This is a genomic window from Pinisolibacter aquiterrae, assembly GCF_019160155.1.
Lineage (GTDB): Bacteria > Pseudomonadota > Alphaproteobacteria > Rhizobiales > Ancalomicrobiaceae > Pinisolibacter > Pinisolibacter aquiterrae.
The window spans coordinates 1-6,657 of record NZ_JAFNIH010000007.1 but is presented as its reverse complement, the minus strand read 5'-3'; the positions used below and the strand labels follow the sequence as shown (position 1 = coordinate 6,657).

Annotated in this window: 4 protein-coding genes; 1 reads left to right on the top strand and 3 read right to left on the bottom strand. The window is 65.9% G+C overall.

Going from position 1 to position 6,657, the window contains the following annotated elements; genetic code table 11:
• Positions 1-14: 14 nt before the first annotated feature.
• The 3 genes from J3S89_RS02000 to J3S89_RS01990 form a co-directional block, all read right to left on the bottom strand.
• Positions 15-740 carry a helix-turn-helix transcriptional regulator gene (locus J3S89_RS02000; RefSeq protein WP_217925808.1) on the bottom strand — a complete coding sequence of 242 codons (726 nt, stop codon included), beginning with the start codon at positions 738-740 and terminating at the stop codon, positions 15-17.
• Between the two features lie 229 nt (positions 741-969).
• Complete coding sequence (locus J3S89_RS01995) at positions 970-2,910, bottom strand: type IV secretory system conjugative DNA transfer family protein (protein WP_217925807.1); 1,941 nt, start codon at positions 2,908-2,910, stop codon at positions 970-972.
• On the bottom strand, positions 2,903-3,214 hold the full coding sequence (locus J3S89_RS01990) for a mobilization protein (RefSeq protein WP_217925806.1): 312 nt from the start codon (positions 3,212-3,214) through the stop codon (positions 2,903-2,905). Before J3S89_RS01990 ends, J3S89_RS01995 begins: the two co-directional genes overlap by 8 nt.
• Positions 3,215-3,456: 242 nt before the next feature.
• Here J3S89_RS01990 and traA point away from each other — a divergent pair.
• A partial coding sequence (traA, locus tag J3S89_RS01985) for a Ti-type conjugative transfer relaxase TraA (RefSeq protein ID WP_217925805.1) occupies positions 3,457-6,657 on the top strand: 3,201 nt, incomplete at its 3' end.

Here is a 6,657-nt window from a genome sequence, read left to right as displayed (position 1 = left end):
GGGTATTGATTTCGTCAGCGCACGATGCCGGCGCGGATCGCTTCTGCGACGGCATGAGCACGATTGGCGGCGCCGAGCTTGCGTTTCGCGTTGGCGAGATGGCGCGCTGCGGTGTGCTCGGAGATCGCCATGATCATGGAAATCTCCCAGTCGGTCTTGCCGATGGCGGCCCATCGGATGGCTTCGGTTTCGCGAGGAGAAAGGCAGGTCGGAACCGGCGACGTCGGCCGGCTCAGGCGAAACGCTCGGCCGATGGCATAGACGGACACGAGCGCGAGCATGCTGCGATCGTCCGGGGACAATTCGATGTGATGGCCGCCGAAGGAGACCGAGGCGATCTTTCCTTCGAGCGTGACGAGCGGAACGGCCATTCCGCCCGCGAGCCCGAATTCTTGGGCCTCCCCGTTCATCGTCGCCGCTTCTCGCCGAAGCATCGGCGGGATCGGCGCTTCGTCCCACATGAACGGATTGCGGTCCTTGCGGATTCTCTCGATGACGGGGTCGATGTGGACATAGTCGCGTTGGAGGTAGCGGTCGATCCAACCGTCGGGCCACCCATCGAGCAGGATGTGGCGTTGTTGGTCGGAGGGCGGTGTGCCGGATCCCGGCATCGTGCCGGCGATCACGCCGGTGAGGCCGAAGCGGCTGCTTAACCCGAGCAAACGACGGCAGACCTCATCCGCTGTCGGGGCGTCGTCGATGGACGCGATGAACGCCAGGGTTTCGTCATAATCGGCCACGCGACGGGTCTTCCGGTTCTGATCGGTGCCGACCGATCATGACGATCGAAGCTTCGGCACGAACGGCGATGCGACGCGGTCGTGCCCAAGGGAAGCCGGCGGCGACCCTCGGACCGGCTACGACCTTGAGTCGAACCGCAACTCGATTCGCTAGGCTCAACCTACGGCGGCAGGATGGCGGCCTCCCAGAAATAGAGGTTTCATGAGGATCGTCGGAATCGGTGCGGTGTCATCCGGCGTGAAATCGGTTCTGGGCCGCGACGGCGCGCATCTCCGGTCGCCTGAACCAGAACGCCCGGCCACATCGGATCGGTGGCTGCGCGAGAACGAAGACGATCTGCTCGTCGCCGCGCAGCCGCATGACCTCGTCGGGATTGATCAGGTTTCGCCGTTGGACGGAGACGTTGGCCGAACTCGTCGCGCCTCGCGCGTTCGCGCCGATCGTGCGCGACGTCGCCTCGATAGTCATCGTGCCGCAGCGGTCGGAGACGTATTTCGCGGTCTCGTTGGAGTTGATCGCCGAGAACGAAATCCACGATGCCGAGTCCATCCAGGCGACGCGGCCGTCCTCGGTCCAGATCGCGTCCATCTGACCGAGCGATTGGTAGATCATGACGAGGGTCGCCCGGTACTTGCGACCGGCATCGCGCACGAGCGTCAGCACCTGCATGTTCTGCAGGCGTGCGGCCTCGTCGACGAGAAAGAGAACCCGCTTCGCGATCGGCACAGCCGCTTCGTCGCCGCCGGCGAGACGAACGCTGTCGTGATGGTGCACGCTGTTGAGCAGGGCACCGAGCACGACGCGGCCGAGCCCAGGATGTTCTTGCACGGTGGCGAGCGGCAGGTTGATGAAGACGTCGACGTGCTTCGTCGCGAGGTCGGTGGTCTTCCAGCCGGTCGCGGTGCTCACCATGTCGGCGAAGCGCGGGAAGGCGAGCCAGTTCGTCATGTCGCCGGCGTTGGAGTAGATGCCGGAGAAGGTGGCGCCGTGCATGCCGCGAAACGGCCCGAGCTGGCGATGCACGTAGCTGTCGACCGCCCACTCCTTCAGGATCGCCTCCAGCGTCGTCGTCTGGAAGTGGTCGTGGCTCTCCGACATCAGGATACGCAGGCGCCGAAGGGTGCGGTCGGTTTCCGCTTTCGACAGGGTGAGATGGTCTAGGAGACCGCGGATCAGCGCTTCGGCCATCTGGGCGAAGAACGGATCGCGGCTTTCTGTCTTAGAGCCGGCGAACCAACTCGCGACCGTCGCAATATCCTCTTCGGCGGTCTTGGTGCCGCTGCCGATCCAGTCGAGCAGATCGACCGACCCGGCCGGATCACTCGGATCGATCGTGAAGATGTGGCGCGGCTCGTCACCGAGGGTGGCCCGCGCGTCGCGCACCATCGGCAGAACCTCGATCGACGGATCGAACACGACCGCGTTGCCCGGCCAACGCAGCAAGGTCGGAACGACATTGGCCGTGGTCTTGCCGCCGCCCGATCCGGAGATCACCAGGCCATGGCCGCTGCCGATGCCGCGTTCGAGGTCGAAGGCGAGGAGCGGTGCCGCCCCTCCCCGTCCCCAGGTGTCGGCGCGGCGAGGATCGAAGCTCACCGCAAGATCGGGTTCGAGATCGACCCGAAAGCGCTCCCCGACGACGATCGATCCGGCGGCCGGCAGCGCGGCCGCGGCCTGTTCCATCGTTGCCCAACGTGCATCGCCGTAGACCGACGACACGGCGCGATGCCGTTCGACCGGATCGTGCGTTCGTCCCGCCAATCCGGCGGCCACTCGGACGAGGAGAGCCCAGCCGATCAGCCAGAGCATGCAGCCGGCGACGATCGCGCGATCCGTGATCGGGAGATCGAAACCGGAGACGGCGTAGAGCCTCACGATCGTCGGACCGTAAGCCCACAGGGCGAGTGAGACGATCGCGACTGCGGAAGCGGTCCCGGTAAAGGCTGCGATGCGCGGCACGCGGATGCCGATCGTCGTGACGAAGAACCAGAGAGACAGGAACGCCGCGACGCTGAGCCGAGTGCTGCGATCCAAGAGGGCAGCGAGCCGAGGATCGCCGTTACGAAGCGCATCTGCGGCCCAGGGGCCCAGCGTCACCAGAACCGCGACGACGAGGAAGGCGACGGCGGCGCGCCAGATCGCGGCGACGAGCTCGTCGATCTCAGGCATCGACCGATGCCACGGTGTCGGTCACCTCGGCGCCTGCCATCGCCCCGCCGGCGACGAAGGTCGCGAAGAGTGGACGATCGGCATCGCGGACGAGGAAACCGGGCAGTTCACGCCGCAGCCAGGTCGAGACGAGTTTGACGGTCTCGTCGTCGGCGCGGTTCTCGAGGCGATGCAGGACGAAGGCACCGAGCAGGACCTTGCGCCGCGTGTCCTCGGTGCGGGACTGCTTCGTCAGTCGCGCCTTGAGCGTCGCCTTCTTGGCTTCGAGTTCGACCAGTCGTTGCTCGATGCTCTTGCGCGCCATTGGTTCTTTCCTTTCCGGTCGAATATGCCGAGGCAGAGCCTCGGTGCCATGGACACGGTTCATCCGTGGAAATGGCATATGGAAAGAAGAACAGTATTGCAATCGAGACAGTCGTGCGGAAACCTATGCAAAGGAGACACACCGTTACGACCGAACGAAGAGAGGAAGGACACAAGGGCGCACTTACGTGTTGCAGGCAACACGGATCGTAGATAGCTTCATTTTGACGATGGAGACTGTTCTTGGCGATTTTCCACGCCTCGATGAAGCCGATTTCTCGGAGCTCCGGGCGGAGCGCCGTGGCCGCCGCCGCCTATCGTGCGGCGACGCGCCTCGTCAACGAGCGGGACGGTGTCGTTCACGACTACACCGGCAAGCGCGGTGTTTCCCACTGCGAGATCGTGCTGCCGAAAGGAAGCGATGCGGCCTGGGCGCGCGACCGGTCGCTCCTGTGGAACGAGGCCGAACGGAAGGAGACGCGCAAGGATGCGCGGGTGGCCCGTGAGGTGGAGGTGTCGCTGCCGTACGAACTGGCGGCCGATGCGCGCAAAGAGCTCGCGCAGGAGTTCGCGCAGCACATCGCCGATCGGTACGGCGTCGCCGTCGACGTGGCGATCCATGTCCCGCACGACGAGATGGACGAGCGCAACCACCACGCCCACCTGCTGATGACGACGCGGGTCGTCTCGTCGGAAGGGCTCGGCGCGAAGACCGATCTCGAGCGACAGAACAAATGGTTGCGGTCGCAAGGGCGAGCGCCGACGCAGATGCAGGTGAAGGAGCTTCGGCAGAGCTGGGAGACCCTGGCGAATGCGAAACTGGCGGCTGCCGGCCTCGACGTGCGGATCGATCACCGGTCGCACGAAGCACTGGGGCTCGGGATCGAGCCTACACGGCACGTCGGTGTCCATGCGACCCAGCTTGCCAGGGCTGGTCGGGAGGTTTCGCGGGCGCGGCTCGACGCGGAGGCGTTTCAGCGAAACGCCGAGCTGATCCGGCAGAAGCCGGACGAGGTTCTGGCGCTTCTCACCAACGAGAAGAGCGTGTTCGATCGGCGCGACGTTGCCCGCGTCCTTCATCGCTACGTCGACGACGTACAGGGGTTCCAGAACGCCTTCGCGGCCGTGATGGCGTCGCCGCTCCTGGTTGAACTGAAGGCCGAGAGAAAGACCGAGCAGGGCAAGATCGAGCCGGCGCGTTATTCGACGCGCGAGATGGTCGATCTCGAAGGGCGGCTCGCCGATGCGGCCGAGCGCCTGTCGGCGGACACGTCGCATCGCGTTGCCGCGCGGCGTGTGGCACGGGCGATCGAGCATCAGGACGAGGCGATCCGTAAGGCGGTCGCGTCGGATTGCTCCGGCAAGGTCACGCGCGGCGAGATGACGATCGCTGAGCGCGACCGTCGTGTCGCGCGGGCCGGATTGTCGGCCGAGCAACAACAAGCGATCGAGCACGTCACCGGGCCACGGCGCATCGCGGCGGTCGTCGGGTTCGCCGGTGCCGGCAAGTCGACCATGCTCGCGGCGGCGCGCGAAGCATGGGAGGCGGAAGGCCGCCGTGTCTTCGGCGCGGCGCTCGCCGGCAAGGCCGCCGAAGGGCTCGAGGAATCCGCCGGCATCCGCAGCCGGACGCTGGCATCTTGGGAACGGCGTTGGGCGCAGGAAACCGATCTTCTGGAAAAGGGTGATGTTCTCGTCGTCGACGAGGCCGGAATGGTTGGTTCGCGTCAGCTCGCCGGTTTCGTCGAAGAGGTCGACCGGCGGGGGGCGAAGCTGGTGCTGGTCGGTGATCACGAGCAGCTTCAGGCGATCGCCGCCGGCGCGCCGTTCCGCGCCATTGCCGAGCAGGTCGGGCACATCGAGCTTCAGGAGATTCGCCGGCAGCGGGAAGACTGGCAGAGGCAGGCGTCCGTCGCCTTCGCCACCCACCGCACGGCGGAAGGTCTTCGCGCCTATGCGCAGCAGGGTGCGGTGCGGTTCGACGACACGCGCGAGAGCGCCCGGAGCACGCTCGTCACCGACTATCTCGCCGATCGTGACGCCGATCCAAACGCGAGCCGTGTGGCAATGGCGCACCGGCGCGTCGACGTTCGCGCGATCAATGAGGAGATCCGAGCGGCGTTGCAGGAGCGAGGTGAATTGGCGCGCTCTCGGCAGTCTGGGCTGACCGAGGACAAGCCGTCGCCCACTGCGGTGCAGGAGCGGCCGCAGGCGTTCATCTACCAGACCAATGACGGTGAGCGGGAGTTCGCCGTGGGCGACCGGATCGTGTTCCTCGAGAACGACCGCGATCTCGGGGTGAAGAACGGCATGCTGGGGACGGTGGAGACCGTCGAGCCGGGCAGGCTGGTGGCCCGGCTCGACGGATCGGCGCGTGTTGCTGGTTCAGGGAATTTTACGCGCGCCGTGTCGGTGTCCGTCGACACCTATAGCGCGATTGATCACGGCTATGCCACCACCATTCACAAGCTGCAGGGCGCCACCGTCGATCGGGCTTTCGTTCTGGCGTCCGGCACCATGGATCGGCATCTGACCTATGTGGCGATGACCCGGCACCGGTCTGACGTGCGGGTCTATGCCGGCGCAGAAGAGTTCGCCGACCGGCGCGTCGGTGTTCTCGTCGAACACGGCAGGGCGCCGTTCGAAAACGACCCGACGAACCGGGACAGCTATTTCGTGACGCTGGAGAACCCGAACGGCGAGCGTCATACGATCTGGGGCTCCGATCTCGCCCGGGCGATCCGAGAGGCAAAGCCCGAAACGGGCGAGCGCATTCGGCTGGAGCACCTCGGCAAGGTGCCGGTCACGCTGCCCGATGGGGCGACGGCCGAGCGCAACGGTTGGAAGGTGCACCGCGCCGAGGCGCTTCGGTTCGACCGTCTCGTCGATCGGTTGTCGCGGTCCGGCGCCAAGGAGAACACCCTCGACTACGGCCGGGATTTCGCCGACCGGCGTGGGATCGCCACGCGTCTCGGTATCGTCAGCGAGATCGTCATTTCCAAGGGGGCACCGAAGGCAATGGCCGAAGCAGCCCCGGTCGGGGAACTCGTGCCGGCGGCGCCGGCGAAGGAGGCAACCATGAACGACATGTTCGGCAGGTTCGATCGGAGAGAGGTCCCCGTAGCCTGGACGGCGGCGATCGATCGTGTGCGAAACCACGTCGCTCGGGATCTGGTGCTCGCCTATCGCGATCCGCAGGCGTTGCAGGCGAGGATCGACGATCTCGTCGCGCGCCGGCGTTTCGACGATGTTCAGCCGGAACTCGACAGGACTGCGGCAGCGCCGGAGCTCGCAGGCGGGCTGAACGGCGCCACCGGTTGGTTCGGCAAGATCGACGAACCACGAAAGGCCGCACAGCTCGCCGTGTCGCGGCTTGCGAAGATCGGCGCGCTGTTCGTCGAGGCGCGCAGCTTCATCGAGAGCGAATACCGCGAGCAGGTCCGA

Coding starts and splice junctions, on each gene's coding strand:
- J3S89_RS01995 (WP_217925807.1), bottom strand. CDS start 2,910: ATGCCTGAGATCGACGAGCTCGTCGCCGCGATCTGGCGCGCCGCCGTC.
- J3S89_RS01990 (WP_217925806.1), bottom strand. CDS start 3,214: ATGGCGCGCAAGAGCATCGAGCAACGACTGGTCGAACTCGAAGCCAAG.